The sequence below is a fragment of the Sphingopyxis yananensis genome, from assembly GCF_020687785.1.
Lineage (GTDB): Bacteria > Pseudomonadota > Alphaproteobacteria > Sphingomonadales > Sphingomonadaceae > Sphingopyxis > Sphingopyxis yananensis.
Window position 1 is genome coordinate 235,270 of record NZ_JAJEWI010000001.1, and the last position, 16,777, is coordinate 252,046.

At 53.7% G+C, this 16,777-nt stretch carries 11 protein-coding genes, 1 tRNA gene and 1 pseudogene; 6 read left to right on the plus strand and 7 right to left on the minus strand.

Features of this window, described 5'->3' with window-relative positions; all coding sequences use genetic code 11:
• Nucleotides 1-388: 388 nt before the first annotated feature.
• On the plus strand, nucleotides 389-1,660 hold the full coding sequence (locus LKO31_RS01095; RefSeq protein ID WP_227688229.1) for a tetratricopeptide repeat protein: 1,272 nt from the start codon (nucleotides 389-391) through the stop codon (nucleotides 1,658-1,660).
• 103 nt (nucleotides 1,661-1,763) lie between these two features.
• On the opposite strand, the gene LKO31_RS01100 is transcribed toward LKO31_RS01095, so the two are convergent.
• Nucleotides 1,764-2,237: an Lrp/AsnC family transcriptional regulator gene (locus LKO31_RS01100; RefSeq protein ID WP_227688230.1), complete on the minus strand. Its 474-nt coding sequence runs from the start codon at nucleotides 2,235-2,237 to the stop codon at nucleotides 1,764-1,766.
• Between the two features lie 169 nt (nucleotides 2,238-2,406).
• Between LKO31_RS01100 and LKO31_RS01105 the strand changes: the two genes are divergently transcribed.
• Nucleotides 2,407-4,557: a sensor histidine kinase gene (locus LKO31_RS01105; RefSeq protein ID WP_227688231.1), complete on the plus strand. Its 2,151-nt coding sequence runs from the start codon at nucleotides 2,407-2,409 to the stop codon at nucleotides 4,555-4,557.
• A gap of 254 nt (nucleotides 4,558-4,811) precedes the next feature.
• Here LKO31_RS01105 and LKO31_RS01110 read toward each other — a convergent pair.
• From LKO31_RS01110 to LKO31_RS01125, 4 genes are all read right to left on the minus strand, one after another.
• Nucleotides 4,812-4,888: transfer RNA gene (locus LKO31_RS01110), tRNA-Pro, on the minus strand.
• A 462-nt stretch (nucleotides 4,889-5,350) separates the two neighbouring features.
• On the minus strand, nucleotides 5,351-6,268 hold the full coding sequence (locus tag LKO31_RS01115) for a tyrosine-protein phosphatase (protein ID WP_227688232.1): 918 nt from the start codon (nucleotides 6,266-6,268) through the stop codon (nucleotides 5,351-5,353).
• Between the two features lie 12 nt (nucleotides 6,269-6,280).
• A complete protein-coding gene (locus LKO31_RS01120) occupies nucleotides 6,281-7,063 on the minus strand; it encodes an SDR family NAD(P)-dependent oxidoreductase (protein ID WP_227688233.1) in 783 nt (260 codons plus the stop codon).
• Between the two features lie 137 nt (nucleotides 7,064-7,200).
• Nucleotides 7,201-9,378 (minus strand): TonB-dependent receptor, encoded by a 2,178-nt coding sequence (locus tag LKO31_RS01125; RefSeq protein ID WP_227688234.1) that lies wholly within the window; start codon nucleotides 9,376-9,378, stop codon nucleotides 7,201-7,203.
• Between the two features lie 155 nt (nucleotides 9,379-9,533).
• On the opposite strand from LKO31_RS01125, the gene LKO31_RS01130 reads away from it, so the two are divergent.
• The 3 genes from LKO31_RS01130 to LKO31_RS01140 all read left to right on the plus strand — a co-directional run bounded on the left by LKO31_RS01130 (nucleotide 9,534) and on the right by LKO31_RS01140 (nucleotide 13,984).
• Complete coding sequence (locus LKO31_RS01130; protein WP_227688235.1) at nucleotides 9,534-10,163, plus strand: TetR/AcrR family transcriptional regulator; 630 nt, start codon at nucleotides 9,534-9,536, stop codon at nucleotides 10,161-10,163.
• A 463-nt stretch (nucleotides 10,164-10,626) separates the two neighbouring features.
• Nucleotides 10,627-12,900 (plus strand): TonB-dependent receptor, encoded by a 2,274-nt coding sequence (locus tag LKO31_RS01135; protein ID WP_227688236.1) that lies wholly within the window; start codon nucleotides 10,627-10,629, stop codon nucleotides 12,898-12,900.
• Nucleotides 12,901-12,982: 82 nt separating this feature from the next.
• Nucleotides 12,983-13,984, plus strand: a complete 1,002-nt coding sequence (locus LKO31_RS01140; protein WP_227688237.1) for an alpha/beta hydrolase — start codon at nucleotides 12,983-12,985, stop codon at nucleotides 13,982-13,984.
• 578 nt (nucleotides 13,985-14,562) lie between these two features.
• Here the strand turns inward: LKO31_RS01140 and LKO31_RS01145 are convergent.
• A pseudogene (locus LKO31_RS01145) lies at nucleotides 14,563-15,045 on the minus strand (DDE-type integrase/transposase/recombinase); the annotation flags it as partial.
• A gap of 21 nt (nucleotides 15,046-15,066) precedes the next feature.
• On the opposite strand from LKO31_RS01145, the gene LKO31_RS01150 reads away from it, so the two are divergent.
• Entirely contained in the window at nucleotides 15,067-15,531 is a 465-nt protein-coding gene (locus tag LKO31_RS01150; protein ID WP_227688238.1) for a hypothetical protein, read from the plus strand.
• A 339-nt stretch (nucleotides 15,532-15,870) separates the two neighbouring features.
• On the opposite strand, the gene LKO31_RS01155 is transcribed toward LKO31_RS01150, so the two are convergent.
• On the minus strand, nucleotides 15,871-16,722 hold the full coding sequence (locus LKO31_RS01155) for an SDR family oxidoreductase (RefSeq protein ID WP_227688239.1): 852 nt from the start codon (nucleotides 16,720-16,722) through the stop codon (nucleotides 15,871-15,873).
• Nucleotides 16,723-16,777 lie beyond the last annotated feature (55 nt).

The following is a 16,777-nucleotide window of genomic DNA, read 5'->3' on the forward strand; positions in this document are numbered from 1 at the left end:
ATACAGGCTTTGACCAGCAATTTACCGCAGGATTATCAAATTAATTTGCAGCCCAAATGATGTTTGGTCCACATGACATGTTCCCATATGATTTTTCAGGCTGCGCAGCCGCCACCGATCAGACGGACCCAATGGCCCAAGCTTTGCGCTATCCGCTACGCATCCACAATTCCGACCAGTTTTGCGGCGCATAGAATGAAGTTCAAGCCGCAAAGCCGCTTCATCGACGAAACGGGTTCAAATTACGTTCAGACACCGGCCCGCAAATGTAAAAGTCCGTCGGCCATATTGCCTTGGCTGCAATCGGACGTTAGCCGCATTAATTGAAGCGCGGCACGTCCGGTTCAACGATCTGGGCATGGCGGCTGTATGATGAGGAGAGTTTTGAATGTTGAACCGCTTCCGTACCTTGCCGGCCACGGCTATGGCTGCTGTATTGGGCCTCACTTTGGTTGCAGCGCCCAGCGCCGCCGACGCACGGGAAAAGCCCAAGAAAGAACAGGCCGCCAAGGGTAAGCAATTAAGCCCAAGCCGTGGTTTCCAACCCATGTTGAAAAAACTGGGTGACGCGCAAAATGCCAAGGATGCCGCCGCGCTGCAAGCTGCTCTGGCCGAAGCGGCTGGTGCGGCGACCTCGGCCGACGACAAATATCTGCTGGGTTTCTATCGCCTGCAACAAGGTATTATCGGCAACGATCAGGCTGTGCAGGGCCAAGGTCTGGATGAAATGCTGGACAGCGGCATGACCCCGCCTGAAAGCTTGGCCCCTTATAATTTCTTCTCTGGCCAATTTGCGTATCAAGCGAAAAATTATGCCAAGGCCGTAACCCGTTTCGAGGCCGCCAAAGCTGCCGGTTCGACCGAAGCCGTTCTGCCTGCCTTGTTGATGGACAGCTATTTGAGCAGCGGCAATCTCGACAAGGGTTGGGAAGTGGCCCAAGCGTCGATCGCTGCGCAGCGTGCTGCTGGCCAAAAGCCATCGGACGAATTATATGTGCGTCCGGCACAAGCCTTCCAAAATGCCAACCGCACCCCAGAATTGCTGGACGTGCTGAGCATGCGCGTCGAAGATTATCCGCAGGCCGCCGCATGGCGTAACCTGCTGTTCATCATGCTGCGCGATGCGGGCGGTGACAAAGCGCTTAATCTGGATATCCTGCGCTTGATGCGTCAAACCAAGTCGATGACCGAACGCGCTGAATATAGCGAATATGCGGCGCTGGGCGTCGAAGCCGCGATGCCTGGCGAAGTTGTATCGGTGATCCAACAAGGCAAGGCCGCAGGTGTTATCCCAGCCAAGGATAGCTATTTCGACGATATTTTGGAATCGCAAACCCCGCGTGCGCGTGACGATGCCAAGGCTGTTTTGCTCGATGCAGCAAAGCCTGCAACGCTCAGCAACCCGCGCGCCGCATTGGGTACCGCCGACGCGCTGGTGGCCATGGGTGAATATGCCAAGGCTATCCCATTATATCAGGCCGTTGCCACCTCCGGTAATCCGGTCGGGCAATATCGCTTGGGTGTGACCCAGTTGCTCGCTGGTCAGACGGACGCCGGCGCCGCGACCTTGGGCCAAGTGACCACCGGCCCACGCGCACGCCTCGCCAAGCTGTGGGTTGCACAGACCAAGGCAAAGGCTGCACCAGCGGCTGCCAATTAATTTTGCTATATCATATAAAGGGGACGCTTAACCATTTGGTTAGGCGTCCCCTTTATTATGTCACAAAATAAGAAGGCAAAGGCTGGTCCAGCCTCGGCATATATTATGCGTCGACCGGTATGCCCGCCAATTGTTTTGCAGTGCGAATGGTCAGCGATGTTTTCACGCTGGTGACATTGGGGGCAGAGGTCAAATGCGCGGTCAGAAAGGCTTGAAAACTTTGCAAATCGCGCGCCACGACCTTCAACAAAAAGTCAATTTCGCCGTTCAGCATATAGCATTCCCGCACTTCTGGCAGGGTGCCAATATAATCTTCAAATGTCTTCAGATCAGATTCGGCCTGACTGCGCAGGCTGACCATCGCAAAAACAGTGATGCCATAACCCAATTTGGCGGGGTCCAGATCCGCATGATAGGACCGAATCACACCTGCTTCTTCCAACGCGCGAACACGGCGAAGACAGGGCGGTGCCGTCAATCCGACCATGTGAGCGAGCTCCACATTCGTCATGCGTCCGTCTTTTTGCAGTTCGCTGAGAATCTGAAGATCGATATCATCGAATTTTTGAGAGGCCATATATATAATATCCGCTATGCTAATTTTACTGTAGTATAATAATGTTTCAGGCGAATGCAATTGTTCCACATAAACGCGCAAGGAATTTATTCCCTTTTGCGGGCGGAAAAACCAGCCTGATCAATAAGCTAAACACCAACACGGCAATATCCGCAGGAGCAGATTTCGCGTGACGGCCAATATGATGATCGCGACGATTTTACAGCGCGACCCGCAGAACCTGCGGGAATGCATCGCTATGTGGCGTCAATTGAGCGATATCGTTGCCCAGCGCGGAATGCAATTAAATCAATACGAAATACAACAAAGTTTGCGCACTTTGGCGCGTTTGCGAAACAAAGTGCCAGAACATGTCCGGCGCGACACGGCTTTGTCCGTCGCGCATCACGGACGTTTTGCGCCCTTGGTGGCCTTATATGCCAATGATACCGTTATGGTCGCGGCGGCCATGCTGCAAAATGCCCATTTGCCCACCGACGACTGGCTCGCTTTGCTGCCCGCCACCAATGATGTGGCGCGTTCCATATTGACTGGGCGAACGGACCTGCACCCCCGCGTGCGGCGCGCATTGGAAAGCCTTGGGGCAGGGGCTATGGCCTTGCCGCCCGCCCATGTGGCCAGCATAGAGGTCGCGGAAAAGGCGCAATGTAAAGCCGCCCCCCCCAATGCCTATTTTGCGGACGAGCGGCCCATATTGGCCCGGCAAAGCAACTGGTTTCGCAGCGGCGTCGCAGCCGCAACGCATGATGCGGCGGCAGATGTCGCTGCCCAACCAACACGCCCTCTGTTATCGTCGGTGCAGGGTGATCGGGTGGCAGCCCCAGACCAAGCAGATATAGTACAGGCAGGCGTGCCAGTTGGCCGCGCTGCGCCTTCATCGGATTATGACGAAGCCGACATCAGTGCCAACAGCCCCATCAGCGAACTTGTGCGGCGCATTGATCGTTTTCAATCTTCCAAACCCAACTCGTCACTATCCCCCGGAGTGGCCAAGGCTCCGTCTGTCAGCATAGCGCCAGACAGGAAGGCGGTGGAAATTTCAGCGCCCGCCCCAATGGCGTCCCCAGCGGCGTCAACAGCGGCAAACACCCCATCCCCCACAGAGGATGGGATATCCGACGACATCTTATCCGCGATCAAAGCCATTGAAGCCCTGATCCGCAGCAAATTGGCTGACACTGGTAAGTCCCATGCCCCTGTGGGTAACATGGCAGAAAGCGGTCCACTGCCACCGCTGAAGCCGACCGACACCCCACCCAAGCTAGCCCCCACCCAGTTTCGCTTTCACATCAATAGCGACGGGTTGATCGACCAAGTAGACGGTGTATCGCCCGCGCTGGTTATCGGAATGTCCATTGTCGACGCGGCAACGGGGGTGATTCCGGGCACCGATGCCGCCGCAGCAGGGGCGTTTCGTCAACGGGCAGAGATACTCCACTCCCGTATATATTTGGGCGGCAAAACGGATGCGGCTGGCGAATGGCTTTTTTCCGCTGAGCCGATATTCGACAAAAGAAGCGGGCAGTTTCAGGGTTATAGCGCCATCGCCCGACGCCCGCTTCGCCGTGACCGGCCCTATGGCCAATCCGATCGGCCAGAAGCCAGCGACAGTATTCGCCAGTTCATCCACGAATTGCGCAGCCCCTTAAATGCCATTTCAGGCTTTGCCCAGATTATTTCTGGCCAAATCTTTGGTCCGGTTAGCGACTCTTACCGCGTGATGGCGGACAGCATCATCGAGGATGCCGCCAGCGTCCAAAGCACGATTGAGGATTTGGATGCCGCCAATGCTCAGGCGGAGGTTCGCAAGACCATGCTGTCAGAGCATAGCGACATTGTCGATATTGCCGATGTGGTCGATTTTGTCGTCAAGGATTTGCAGCCGTTGCTGGCGGATCAGGGTGTCGGCCTTAACATCACCCAAGAAGGCGGTCCTTTCCTTACGCGCACCGACCTAGGGAATGCGCGCCGGATGATTGGCCGCTTGCTTACGGCGTTGATCGACGTGTCGGAAAGTGAAAGCTTGATGGTTGGGCAATTGATTGCCGACCTCACTGCCAGCGACGTGATGCAATTGCGCATCGTGCGGCCATCCACCATAAGATTTGCGTCAGCCGAGCAGTTGCTCGATCCCGGCTATAGCCCAGAAGGCGAGGCACCCGCCGCAGATATTCTCAGCCTTGGTTTTTCGCTGCGTTTGGTCGGCAGCCTCGCGGCCAGCAACGGCGGAGCATTAGACATCACGCCCAGTGCCATCGCCTTGCACTTGCCATTGGCGACGTCTGATGCGTCCCAAGAGAAAAATATTCGCAGCAATTAATGGGCCACGGCTATGCCGAGGCCGCACACGTGCGGGCTAGAGCAATGAAGGGAAGTGGGGCCTATGCTGCCATGGATGTGCACATCATCATGATGGCTTGTCGCACACCAATATGGGACGCCCCGTGTCATCCAGTTGGACGTCATCCTGTCGGACGCTGATGGCTGGGCCTATCGCACCATGATGGTTGCAAGATCCCCCATTGCCGACAAAGGCAATGACGAAATTCATGATGTGAATTTTGGATTTTGAAGTGGTCGGGGAGATAGGATTCGAACCTACGACCCTCTGGTCCCAAACCAGATGCGCTACCAGGCTGCGCTACTCCCCGAACCGGAGTGTCTACCGTTTCATGCGAAACGTGAGTGTGTCATAAGGCGTTTGCCGGTTATGTAAAGGGAGATTTCATCCCTTCCTTACCTTTTATTTGATGTTTGGGACATCAAATCGCCTGTGCTTTTCGTCATAGTCTTTGAAAGATCTATGCTAATGAAAAGCGTTTTATATCTGAGCGATGCGATGCTTCGCCCTGACGAGAGGGCCACTAGACTGTGCGCGTCGGGGTGTCAACTGGCTTAGTTCCTAAAAATATAAAAAATCATTTCGGCTGCGATAAAATTTAGCAGTGAAACAAAAGGACTATACGCTCACCACGCCCAAATGCCCGCACTAGAGGGGCTAATCCAGCACTGCGACAGGCTACGATAGAGGGCGGGTAGGGGCTGCCCCCATCTCTCCCGCCCCATATCAATCTATGACGCCTATATCCGCGTCCATTCACGCATAGCCCTGATTACACTTGTTGGTCCGACAGCAAACGATTTTTCAACTGCTGAATGGTAGCTGCATCCAGCCCCAAAGCATTTTGGGCATAATTTTCCATAGACCCAAATTGCACGCCGACTTCATGGAATGCCGCCTCGATAAATTCGGGACGAACCGTCATCACATCTTCCAGATGCTGTGCGACGAATGTGGGGTTTGCGGCTTTGACCATTGCCAAAGTGCGTTTATTTTTCTCAGCCAAATATTGATTGCTGGCCATATAATCTTTGACAATTTCTGCGCGGGACACGCCAAGCAGGGACAATATCACCGCGCTCGCCCATCCGGTGCGGTCTTTGCCAGCAGTGCAGTGGTAAACCAATGCATCGTCACCATAAGCGACCTTCTTTATCAACTCGGCATAGGAATGACGCGCGGACGCGACATTCACAAAGTCGCGATTGGCCTCGATCAACATTTTCGCGCCTTCGCCCGCAGCGATTTTGGCCATGGCAGAGCGCATATCGCCGCCAATGCTGCCTTCGGCATCTTTGGCCACGTCCAAAACCATATGCGTGACGCCCGCTGGAACCCGATCCGGTTCATGGCTCCGCTCGCTTTGCGTGCGCAGATCAACGATGGTCCCGACATTCAAGGCCAGCATGCGGCCAAGGTCGTCATCGGACAAGCGGTCCAATTGATCGGACCGATACAAAATACCCGTTTTGACCCATTGCCCATTTTCTGTTCGGTGGCCGCCCGCATCGCGGAAGTTGGCCGCATTGCTGAGCAACGCCGACTTTGCTTCACCCGCCGTGGCCGGTTGGGCCACTAGGGCAGCTTGAACCAAGGGCTTGGCAACCTCTGCCGCGCTAAGCTGCGACCATCCACCAAGGGCCAAACCAAGCGTCAAGCCGCTTCTCAATATCACCATAGTCGATTTCATGATTTTCCCCTCCTAGCCGCGCTGCGAACTGATATTTCCGCCATCCACGACGATTTCGGCGGCGGTCAAATAACTGGCTTCGGTGGACAGCAAAAAGCGAACGACACGTCCGATTTCTTCCGGCGCACCCAAACGTTCTAACAAGATTCTTTTTTCAAAATAGCCGTCTGGCAAATGATCAACCGCTGGCTGCATCATAGGGGTCAATATCTGGCCAGGTGAAACGGAGTTGATCCGAATGCCGTCATGGGCCAGTCGGTCGGCCATCGAGCGAACGAGCGACAGCATGCCGCCCTTTGCGGCACTGTAAATCGGGTTAACCGCATTGCCCAATGTCGCATTGATCGACGTGATGGCAACCACAGCAGAATGGGGCTGAGCCGAAAAATCTGGCAGCAGGTCGCGGACCAAAATAGCGAGCGGGCGAAGATGGGTGTCGATGCCCGCAGCCCAGCTTTCTTCGGTGATACCGTCCACAGATGCTTGATCGACAATCCCCGCGGCATGAACCAAGCCGCCAATGGGGCCCAATGCCTTACGTGTCTTGTCGATGGAGTCCGAATAGCCTGCCAGCTCCCGCAAATCGATGGCTTCGGCATGGGTGGCAACGCCGAAATCAGCGTGAATATTTTTTGCGGCTTCAGCGGCGCGGTCGCCGTTGATGTCCCAAATGGCGACCGGACGCCCGACCGCGGCCAAGGCTTGGGCGCACGCATAGCCGATCCCCGACGCGCCGCCAGTGATCAGAACAGGGGTGTTTGGCAAATTCAATGAGGGGGTAAGCGCATGCGTCATGCGAAGGACATCCTTTTTTATATTTTTTCAGTAAGTTATTTGTTGGAATTGGCAGGCCTTATGCAACATTTGTTGCAGTCCACAATGTCACTGGGCCGCACCGCGATGCGGCCTAGTGATAGGATGGCCAATGGTGATTAGAATTCAAACGACAAATCTAGTCCATAAGTACGCGGGTCACCAAATAATGCCGCAGGTGCACCGACGTTGAACTGCATCGTATAATATTGCTTGTCGGTCAGATTGCGGCCCCATGCTGACAAGCGCAAGCCGTCCAGCCCAGGGATTTCCGTCAAAGACAAGCGTGCATTGAGCAGTCCATAGTCGCCCGTAATATATTTTCCGGAACTGATGGTGGCGCTGGTATACACCTTACTTTGCATTGTATAATTTATATTGGCCGCCAATGTGCCGATCGGTAGATCATATATTTCATAATTGGCTTCGACGGCCAAGCTATGCTTGGGCGCAAGGTTAAAACGGAATTTTGATGAAATATCTTTTCCGGTTGCATCCAATATTTCGTCATATTGCGGGTCAAGATATCCGTAATTCAGACTGAAACGAAGGCCCTTTGTCGGAACCAATGTTAGATCAGCTTCGACGCCTTTAATGGTTGCTTTACCAGCATTTAATACGTCCGTAATCCGAATATTATCGGGATCGGACTGAACATTCACCTGAATGTCATTATATTTGGCTAGAAAGCTTGCGATATTGAAACGTAGCTTATTGTCCAGCCATTGGCTTTTAAGTCCCGCTTCATAGGACCAAAGGGACTCGGCACCAAAGCCCCGATCGAATGCTTCAATGCTGCTGGCGCGGGTATTATAGCCGCCCGATTTATACCCCCTGACAACTTTGCCATAGATGTTCACATGATCGGCAAGGTCATAAGCAACAACCAAGCTTGGGCTAAAGTCCTTAAATTTCCGGCTGCCGTCACCAATGGCGGGATCGTCAATGATAGATCCGCCATCTTTTTGCGTTTTCTTGAACATCATCGCTTCACGCTTATCCCAGCTGTGGCGCGCACCGGCGGTGATGTGAAGACGCGAATCTGCCCATTCGGGGCTATATGTCACTTGACTAAAGAGCGCGAAGGAACGGTTGGAAATTGGCGTTGTGGTAAAGGTTCTGGTGGCCCTTGATGTGGTGTAGCTGTTGCTAAAATTGCTTCCATCCTCTGAAAACCAGTACAAACCAGCGACATAATTTATTTCGCCATTGGCTGTGTCGCCAACCAGCTGGATTTCTTGGCTCCATTGCTTCTGATGCGCGTTGCTCTGATTTTTTTGGAAGGGGGCCGGGCCCGTGATCCCAGACAAATAGTCCTGATTTTGAAAGTTGCGCAATTTGCGGTGCGCGGTGATGGAACGAACGGTCAGCGCGTCCCCAACGTCCCACTCGGCGGTCAGGCTGTGACCTTGTGACACCACTTCGTTGGGTAACAAGTCGCGCACATGCTCACTGCCCGCAACCGGACAGTCCGCTTTCAATGGGTAAAGCGGAGAGAAAGCCAGAAAAGCTGGCGTGTCGTCAATATTGGACCGATCATAGCTGTAGCGCAAATTAAACGCATCGCTGGGTTGCCAATAAATGTCGGCCCGCATCGCTTCACGGCGTTTGTCACCCCAGCGATCAACACCCGTCCCAAGGTTTTTCACAAAGCCATCTTGGCGAATATTGGCATAGGACAGGCGGGCAGCCAGTGTCTCGCCCATAGGAATATTGACGGCCGCTTTATAGCGGCGATTGTTGAGGTTTCCGACAGTCGCCTGAAGCTTTGCGCCAAAGTCACCCAATTCGGGCTTGCGGGTCACAAAGTTGATCGCACCGCCGGTGGCATTGCGCCCATATAATGTCCCTTGCGGACCGCGTAGCACCTCAACACGTTCCAATTCGGCAACCTCAAGGGCTTGGCCTTGGCTGCGGGCGACGTAGACTCCGTCCATGTAGACGGCAACGCTGCCATCCTGCGTGATCTGGTCATCCGCCAGTCCGACACCGCGCATGAAAATTTGGGTGGTGGATGCGCTGTTGGGGTGGGGCGTTAGCTGCAAATTGGGAACATGCGACCGTAAATCGACAAGCCCAGAAATCCCCTTGGTCGCCAGACCTTCGCTACCAAAAACGGCCAGGGAAATAGGCGTGTCTTGCAAGGATTCTTCGCGCTTTTGCGCGGTAACGATAATCTCTTCTAGGCCGCCATCAGGGGCTGTTTCTTGCGCCATCGCGGGCGTGATTGCGATGCTGGCCGATGCACCCATCAACATGATTTTATAAACGGACGTGAAATCCAAACGCACGGACATCCCCTCTCTCCCTGACATGAATGGGTAGGTGTGTTACCTGCCTACCTTGAGGAAGAATTTCTACCTACGTGAAGGTAGAAATCAAGATGAAAAGTTGCGGTTCCCAAAAGATCGCGCCAAGGCTACGGCGAAGATGGGGCGGCTCGATAAAAAAGGTGCAGGTCTTGAAGCCAATTCAACACACGCGGGGGGAAATGACGCGGCGCGCCATATTGGAAGCCGCGGAACAAGTTTTTGCAAATGTAGGCTTTGACGCCGCTCGGCTAGAAGATGTGGCGCTGGCGGTGGGTATCCGCCGACCGTCCATCGTCTATCATTTTGCGAATAAGCAAGAACTTTACGATGCGGTGGAATTGGATATATTCGAATCCATGCACCGCGCCGCCAGTGAATCCATGCTGCATGCCGCAGGGCATTTGGACCGATTTTTGGCGTTGCTAGATGGCTGGCTAGATTATCTGGTCCAGCGCCCAACGGCGGCCCGCATCATCTTGCGCTTGGTTGCTGACGCGACACCGCGCGGGGAAAATCCGACGCAATTTTCCTTCAGCGCACTGCGCGATATGGAAAAAGTGATATCGGAAGGGGTGGCCAGCGGCGAATTTCGAGCGGTTAGCCCGATTTTCCTCATCAACTCTGTCGCCAGCAGTTCCTTATTTTATGTATGCAATGGCAAGCAGCTCGGCCCAGATTTCAATTATGATCCGTCTGACATGGCCTTGCTCGGCGGTTTTCGTACCTTACTTCATGATACCGCGCGGGCCGCCGTGTCCAAAACGCGTTAATCCGCGCCCATGCATGGGCGGGGCATGGCGGTTGCCGTGGGCGGAGGCCCCGTGTCCGGCGGCGCGGGCCGAGGGGTGGCGCATGTTCGATACAGCGGATCAGTTCCACGCGTGCCCTGAAATGGTCTGACCGCTGCTAGGGCAGCCACAGATCTTCATCTCATTCGTTATCCCCAGTGCAATCTGGTGTGAAACTTCGTCAGATGCGACGCCATGTCTTTGTTTTTTATCAAAATCCTCATATCATTTGCCGCGATATCGTGAAGCGATATGGCACCGCATTCGGCGGAATTGTTGCGTAAAAAGACACGAAGGCGCTGCATCCTGTACTATTTTATCACAAGCAGTGAATGTCGGATAATTTTAACAAAGCATCTACGCATGATTGCTAATAATTAAAAACCCATTGATCAAATGCGAAAAAAAGTTAAGGGGATGTCGCATATCTCATGGGAGACATGCATTGAAAAAATTATTTCTGGCCTCAAGCCAATCCAGCCTTGCCCTGTCCATTTTGGCAAGCGGTCTGGTCTGCACCACATCCGTATCCGCCCAAGAGGCAGTCGATCAGGATGCTGCCATTGAAAGCAATGAAATTGTCGTGACGGCGCAGCGCCGTGCCGAACGTCTGCAAAATGTTCCGCTGTCCATTACTGCTGCCACTGGATCAGATCTGGCCAACCACGGCAGTTCGGACATTCGCGGCATCGCTCAAGCCGTGCCAAGCTTGAACGTCACGGCTTATCCAAATTCGTCGGACACGGTGTCTTTGACCATGCGCGGCCAAGGCTCGGCTGACGCTGGCCAGATCACCAAAGATGGCGGCGTCGGTATGTATATCGACGGTTTCTACATCGCTCGTCCACAAGCCGCCTTGTTCGACCTTGGTGATCCCGAGCGTATCGAAGTATTGCGCGGCCCACAGGGCACGCTGTATGGCCGCAACACCACCGGCGGCGCGGTCAACATCATTTCGTCCAAGCCGACGGGCGAATTTGGCGGCAGCGTCAGCGCGACCTATGGCAGCCGCGACTATGTCCGTGGTTTGGCCAATATCAATTTGCCCGCCATCGGCGCCTTGTCGCTGAAGGGTACGCTGCTTTATTCCAACCAAGACGGCTATGTGAAGAATAGCGGCGGCAATAATTTCCACGGATCGGGCCAATTGGCAGGCCGTATCGCCGCCCGCTTGAAGCCTGTGGATGGCTTGACCATCGACTATGCTTTTGCCCGTGGCCGTGTCTTGTCGACCCCGCCTTATTATTTCAACCCCGACCTTGTTGGCTTGGTGCCCGGCTATGATCTGGACAGTGACAAGACCTATGCGCCTTTGGACTTGCCAAAGAGCCGTTCGCACTTCACCGATCATCAGTTGACGTTGAACTATGAAGTCAATGACAGCCTGACGATCCGCTCCTTGTCGTCGTACCGCAAGTCGGATTCCAAGCAATATGTGAATTATGGCGTCGGCCAATCCTATCCGATCGAAGATGGCGTTTATACGACCGAGCAATTCCACGATTATCGCGCGAAACAATATACGCAGGAATTGCAGATTGTTGGCTCGATTGGTGATCGCACCGAATATACTGGCGGTCTTTATTATTTCAAAGAAACCGGCACGCATTTCCAGAACCAATTTTTGGAAGGCGCTATGATTCCAGGCGGCGAGGCGGACACGTCACGCTTGATCGATGCCAAGTCGATTTCCAAGGCGGCTTATTTGCAAGTCACCGTCACACCGCCGATCTTGAATGACCGCCTGAAGGCGACTTTTGGCGCGCGTTATACCGAAGATGTGCGTCGGGCCGGACGTACGCAATGGTATTATGACGCGGTCACCGAAGATAACACACGCAACAACCAGAAATTCGACAATTTCAGTCCATCGGTAAACCTTGCGATGCAATGGAACCGTGACGTGATGACCTATGCTCGCTATTCCAAGGGCTATAAGGCCGGCGGTTCGGCCGAAGGCGGACTGGACTTCACGGAAACCTTTGGCCCTGAAAAGGTCGAAGCATGGGAAGCGGGCGTTAAGTCGCAATTCCTCGACCGCGCATTGACGGTCAACCTGTCGGCTTTCCATAACAAATTCCGCGACATGCAAATTGACTTTGCCGCGGACCCTGTCGACTTGTCCAAGATTTCCACGGTCAATGCGGGCCGCGCAACGATCAACGGTTTGGAGCTTGAGGTCGGCTATCGTCCATCGCGCGCCCTGAACCTGCGTCTGTCTTATGCTTTGCTGGATGCAAAGCTGAAGCAGGTGTTGGCATTCCCCGACACCACTTTTGACCCCGATGTAAATCCTGACTTTGATGGAAATGTTGGCGACGATGTAACTGGCTATTTCACCATGCCGTTCGTCCCGAAAAACGCCCTGACCGTGTCGGGTGATTGGGAATTTTACGCCAAGGGTGGTTCGTCGGTTACGGCCTATGCAACCTATTCTTATCAAAGCACCATGGCTGTTTCCTCGCAAGCCGGACCTTCGGTCATTGGCAACCACTTCTATCGCAGCGATGCCAATGAAGTCGTGAACCTGCGTCTCGCTTATCAGCGCGAATTGAACAACGCCGATCTGACGGTCGCTTTGTTCGCCAATAATGTGTTCGACAATCGCGCGCGTCAATTCGCCATCGGCGTAGGCAGCCAGCAAACTGGGTTCTTCTCCCAGACGGCGCCTTATTCCGAACCGCGCGTCATCGGTGCAGAAGTCAAGCTCGGCTTCTAAATGATGCCATAATATCGCCCAGCGCACACCGTTTTTCGGCTTGCGCTGGGCTTTTCTATGTCTTGGGGAGAGGGGTAGGGCATTGGAACTTATTAAAAATATATTTGATCATCAATGGGCCGACATTAACGACATTCGGGTCCATTATGTTGAATGCGGCACAGGGCCGCTGATCATATTATGTCATGGATTTCCGCATAGCTGGTATAGTTGGCACCGCCAGATCCGCTATCTGGCCGATGCTGGTTGGCGGGTCATTGCTCCCGATCTGCGCGGCATGGGCGAAACGGATGCCCCAGCGTCGCCGCAAGCCTATGATTGCTTCCAAACCGCCGGTGATTTGGCGGCTTTGCTGGACCATTTGGGTGAAGAACAGGCCGTTTTTGCCGGCTTGGACTTTGGCATTTTTGCCATTTATGACTTGGCCCATCTGCACCCCGACAGGGTGAAGGCCATCATCGCCTTGGAAAATCCTCATTACCCTGAACGAGCCGATATTTCACCGCTGGCCGAGGCTGCGGCATGGGCCAAAAACCATTTTGTCCATATCGAATATTTTCGACCCGAAGGCATTGCTGACGCCGATTTGGCCGAGGCCCCAAAAGAATTTATCACACGGGTTCTCTATGCCTTGTCCGGCGATTATCATTATCTTGATGTCTGGAAACATCCGGTCGGCACAAAATATCTGGATGCTTTGCCAGCCGCTCCGCCGCTGCCATGGGCATGGATATCGGCCGAAGAAATGGACGTCATGGCCTCGACCTATGCCCGTTCCGGCTTTACTGGCGGCCTGAATTGGTACCGTGCCATGGATATACGCTGGGAACAGCGCGCCGCTTGGCGGGGCCTGAAAACGCAAGCCCCTTTTTATTTTATTGGCAGCGAACATGATGTCGACCTAGAAGCGTGGCACGGCGACGACCCCTTGGGGGATATTTATCATCACCATGCAGAGGTCCGTCAAATCGACATGCTGCCAAAGGCAGGGCATCTGATCCAATTAGAGAAATCTGCCGAGGTCAATGCGTTGCTCGATAAATATTTGACGGATATTTACCAGCCAGATCGGCCTGAAGCGTAGCGGCGTTGTCGTCTGGCGCAGCAACTGTCGCCTTAGGTGCTACTCTTTTGCCCCGAAATGGCAGGGGCTCCTATGAATGGATGGCTTGCCTGCATAAGGGCAAGCCCATCATACGCCATAATCTCATGGCGAAGCCGCCCTGCCGTCCAAGCAGGGATTGGGCGAGATGCCTTCTGATTGCTCCCCCATTCCGCCTAAAATGCCCTATGTTGCGTGCTGGGCTTCGCGTTGCGCATGACCCGTGATCGACAGCGGCGCGCGGCATATCACCACCCGCGAGCAGCGCGGCAAGTTCTTCCAGCACCCCTGCGTGTTCCTGCAAGGCTGCAGGTAGGGGGACGCCTATTCCGCGCCGCTTTCCCGTGGCGGACACCGCCACAGGCTAAATTCCCCTAAATGGCCCTACGCGGCCAATGTTTCCACATTTTGGTGGCGCTTAGCATGTTTCTGAAGCCCACTGCACGGCATCCAGCCCGGGTGTGAAAAGGCGGACTGGGACATAATTTGATCTTGCGCATATCCGCGAAACACCGTGCAGTTGAACCGCCCCACGTTTGCCGGAGGCTATTTGGTTTAAGTTATGCTGCCATGGGCTGTTCGTCCAGCATGGTATAATAGCGATCTTCGGCCTCTGCGGGCGGAATATTGCCGATGGGCTTCAGCAGACGCCGGTTGTTGGACCATTCGACCCACTCCAATGTGGCAAATTCGACGGCTTCGAAAGAGCGCCACGGTCCTCGCCTGTGAATTACCTCGGCTTTGTAAAGGCCATTAATGGTCTCCGCCAAAGCATTGTCATAGCTGTCGCCAACGCTGCCCACCGAAGGTTCGATCCCGGCTTCGGCGACGCGCTCGGTGTAGCGAATGGATAGATATTGAGAACCGCGGTCGCTGTGATGAACAAGACCACCTCGATGGGCTGGACGCCTCTCGTGGATCGCTTGCTCCAAGGCATCCAGCACGAAACTCGTGTGAGCTGTTCTGCTAGCCCGGCTGCCCACAATCCGGCGAACGTAAGTATCGATAACGAAGGCCGCATATACAAAGCCGGCCCAAGTGGTGTTGTCGGGGGCATTGTTGTCATGTTGGGCAGCGGCTATCTTGCGGATTTTCTGCAAAATAAAGGCTATAAAGATGCGCATCTTCGGCTGTATCTGTTTGTGATGCCCGCACTCGCTGCTGCGGCTGCAGTCGGATATTTGTCGACGAATTTGGGACTGACATTAGTGGGGTTAACGATTGTTAGCACCGCCGGTCCTTTTATTGCCGTTGCCGCCTCTGGCCTGGCCTTGGCAACGCCGAGTAGCAAGCGCGGAATAATGTCTGGCTTTTTCCTATTGTGCTATAATATCATTGGCTTTGGCGCTGGGCCCACAGTTGTGGCTTTCCTTTCTAACCATTTGAAGGCGGATGGCAGCGCATTAGGTGTCGCGCTCGCCTTGACGTTTTTACTAGTCACACCGATCGTGCTTTTGTGCTTTTATTTCGGGCTTAAACCTATGAGGGCTGCAGTGTCAGGAGTTGGGGCAATTGAAGCTCTTAGATAAAACGGCAATGCGCAATATGGACGCGTAAAATTACATTTTCGGTATCTTTTAAAACTTATAACTCATTGATTTAACCAGATAACTATGATTGATTAGGAGTAAAATCCCGATTGGTAAAAGAGATGTATTGAACGGCTCGGCTCCTGCTCCACCCTTTTCGACTCTCTGGGCGTATTTGCGTGAATGGTCGGCGGGTTTTGAGCTAATTTTACGGACAACTTGGCGCGCTTTGGAATAGAGCCGTTGATGTCGCTCTTCGATCGGTGAATGGATGACGGTGCCCTAGCGTGGATTTCACATTCGCTCATTCAAATACAATATTCACATGTTAATTTATCCCTATCCGTTCACAATAATACCGCCGTTTGGATGCAAAACCTGACCTGACATGTAGCTAGAGTCTTCACATGCTAGAAATAGAAAGGATGGAGCCACTTCATTCGGCTGCCCAGGTCGGCCCATCGGGGTGTCCTCGCCGAAATGTTTCAGCTTTTCGGGGCTAGCGCCTCCACATGGATTAAGGGGCGTCCAGATCGGCCCTGGCGCAACGGCATTGACCCGAATTCCATCGCCAATAAGATTTTCAGAAAGGGAACGGGTAAAGGCCGTAATTGCACCCTTGGTACTGGAATAATCTAGCAGTTCCTTTGACCCCTTATACATCGTTACGGATGTGCAGTTTATAATCGTACTGCCAGATTTAAGATGGGGCCGTGCCGCTTGGGTCAGGAAGAACATGCTGTATATGTTGGTTTGAAATGTACGGCGCAGCTGTTCCTCGGTGATATCGGTAATATCCTTGTCGGGATGCTGCTCGCCTGCATTGTTGACCAATATGTCGATGCGCCCAAATTTTTCCATCGTGTCATGGACGATCTGCTCGCACATCTTGGATACGCCAACATCCGCTTTAATTGCGATGGATTGGCGGCCTTCCGCCTTGACAATTTTTTGGGTTTCCAGTGCGTCATCATCTTCCATCAGATAAACGATAACGATGTCCGCCCCTTCGCGGGCATAAAGTGCCGCCACGGCCCGACCGATACCACTATCTGCCCCAGTAATAATGGCGACTTTGTCTTTCAGCCTACCCGAACCTGAATAGCGTGGTTCGCATTCCGGTTTTGGATGAAGCTTGCTTTCCTTCCCACGCAGCTTGTCTTCGTGGATCATCTTGTCGGTCTTGGCCATCGCACTTCTCCTTCATTCAACAACCATTCCAAGCCAGACACCGTTCATTCGACTG